Raw genomic sequence first — 2,258 nt, 5'->3', positions numbered from 1 at the left:
TGTCAGTAATCATGCCAAATTGACCCCTGTCATCATGTGAAATTGACCCCTCTCCCACAACCAGGAGAGGACACACATGGAGCTAGCAGAAACGCTGACGACCCCAGTACCTTCTTCGCGCGAGACGACGCGAACGGAGGAGGATGGGATGCTGCGAGAAGACGGCGTGCGAGAGGTGCTGGCGCGACTGCAGCGCGGCGAGCGCATCAAAGCCATTGCCCGGGCTCTCGGCGTGGCCCGCAATACCGTGAAACGGTGGCAACGGCTGGGGGGCTGGCGCCCGCGGCCGCCGGGACACCGCCCCTGTCAGATCGATCCCTATCGGCGATTCGTGGAACGCCGCGGCCCCGAAGTGAATTGGAACGGCCGGGTGCTCCATCGGGAACTGCAGGCGTTAGGATTCGCGGGGACCTATCAACAAGTGCAACGGGCGATTCAACCGCTCCGCGTCGATCGAGCATGGGCGACCGTGGCGACCGTGCGGTTTGAGACGAATCCGGGCCAGCAAGCCCAAGTGGACTTTGGCCAAACCCGTCTCTGGATTGGTGATCGGCTGGAAGTCATCCACATCTTTGTGTTCACGCTCGGGTACTCTCGCCGACTGTGGGCGTCAGCCTATCCGCATGAACGGCTCAGTGCGCTCCTCGATGGGCATGAGCGGGCCTTCCAGCATTTTGGCGGCGTGCCGTTGGAGTGTCTGTACGATAACCCCCGGACCCTGGTCCTGGGCCGGCGCGAGGGCCGCGTGCTCTGGCATCCGGTCTGGGAGGATTTTGCGCGGCGCTATGGCTTTACGCCGCGGGCCTGCCAGCCGTATCGGGCGCAGACCAAGGGCAAAGTCGAAAGCGGCGTGAAATATGTGAAGCGTAATGCCTTGGCGGGCCGCCGCTTTGCCTCCTGGGACGCCTTGAACGCCTGGCTGCAGGAGTGGGCGGTGACGGTCGCGGATCAGCGCGTCCATGGGACCACGCATGAGCGGCCGATCGAGCGGTTCGCACGGGAGACGCTCACGCCGCTGGGCTCGCGTTCCCCGTATCACTACGAACGGGTGCGTCTGCGACGCGTTCCGGCCGATGCGCTCGTCGCCATCGCGGCCGCCCGCTATTCCGTCCCAGTGGAGTATGTCGGGACGACGGTCCACGTGCAGGAGAGCAGTCGCCACTATGAAATCTTCCATGGCGGGGTCTGCATTGCGCGGCATGCCAAAACCACGCGCCATGCGGTGGTGATGGATCGGGCGCACTATCGCGGGCTGCTGCGCGCGGGCGGACCCGCCGCCACGCCCCAGCCGCCCCAGTGGGATCCTGGGTATGGCGACCTCGGCGAGGTGATGGTCCGGGATCTGGCCCTCTATGCCGCCGTGGCCGAACCGGGCGGTGCCTCATGAGCACGCCCCAACTTGAGCGACTCCAGGCGCACTGTCAGCGCCTGCGCCTCTATCAAGTCGCCGCCGAACTGCCGAGTTTACTGGAGCAGGCGGCCAAGGCGGACCGCTCCTACACGGACTTTTTAGAGGAGGTGCTGCGGCGCGAGGTGCAGGCCAAGACCGACAAGCATCTGGCGATGCGGTTGGCGATGGCGCGGTTCCCGTTCCAGAAGACGCTGGAGACGTTCGACTTTAAGGTCCAGCCTTCCATTGATGTGAAACTGATCCGTGAACTCGGCACCGGGCGCTATCTGGAGCAGGGCGAGAATGCGTTGTTCCTCGGCCCGCCCGGCGTCGGCAAAACGCATCTCGCCGTGGCCCTGGGCATCGCGGCCTGTGAACAGGGCCACCGCGTGTTGTTTACGACCGCCATGGGGCTCCTCGCGACGCTCGGCAAAGCGCTTGCCGAAAACCGGCTGGAGGACCGGCTCAAAGTGTTGGCCCAACCCCAGCTCTTGATCATTGATGAGATCGGGTATATCCCCATTGATCGGCAGGGTGCCAATCTGTTCTTCCAGCTCATCTCGCGGCGCTATGAGCAGGGCTCGATTCTGCTCACCAGCAATCAGAGCCTCGGCGCCTGGGGCGACGTGTTTGGCGATCCGGTCATCGCCACGGCGATGCTCGACCGGCTCCTCCACCATTCCATCACGATCAATATTAAAGGTGAGAGCTATCGATTGCGAGAGAAGCGGAAGGCAGGGCTCTTCAAGTCCCCTGTCGCGGCCGCGGCCCATTCGGATTCATAGCGCCATCAGAATGCAGATTCAACTCGGGGGAGGGGTCAATTTCACATCAGAATAAAAGGGTCAACTTCGGCTGATGATTGACA

The 2,258-nt window shown here is 63.3% G+C and carries 2 protein-coding genes; both read left to right on the top strand.

What is annotated here, in order from left to right; genetic code table 11:
• Nucleotides 1-76 precede the first annotated feature (76 nt).
• The gene (locus GDA65_20500) at nucleotides 77-1,387 is read left to right on the top strand and encodes an IS21 family transposase (protein MBA5865062.1); all 1,311 of its coding nucleotides are present in this window, start codon (nucleotides 77-79) and stop codon (nucleotides 1,385-1,387) included.
• The gene (locus tag GDA65_20495) at nucleotides 1,384-2,175 is read left to right on the top strand and encodes an AAA family ATPase (protein ID MBA5865061.1); all 792 of its coding nucleotides are present in this window, start codon (nucleotides 1,384-1,386) and stop codon (nucleotides 2,173-2,175) included. The genes GDA65_20500 and GDA65_20495 overlap by 4 nt, the downstream gene beginning before the upstream one ends.
• Nucleotides 2,176-2,258: the final 83 nt, after the last annotated feature.

Source organism: Nitrospira sp. CR1.1, assembly GCA_014055465.1.
Taxonomy (GTDB): Bacteria; Nitrospirota; Nitrospiria; order Nitrospirales; family Nitrospiraceae; genus Nitrospira_A.
The sequence above is the reverse complement of the archived record's forward strand: the minus strand, read 5'-3'. Positions and strand labels throughout refer to the sequence as shown.

Bases quoted from the DNA above. Each gene is read 5' to 3' on its own strand.
- GDA65_20500 (MBA5865062.1), top strand. From the start codon at position 77: ATGGAGCTAGCAGAAACGCTGACGACCCCAGTACCTTCTTCGCGCGAG.
- GDA65_20495 (MBA5865061.1), top strand. From the start codon at position 1,384: ATGAGCACGCCCCAACTTGAGCGACTCCAGGCGCACTGTCAGCGCCTG.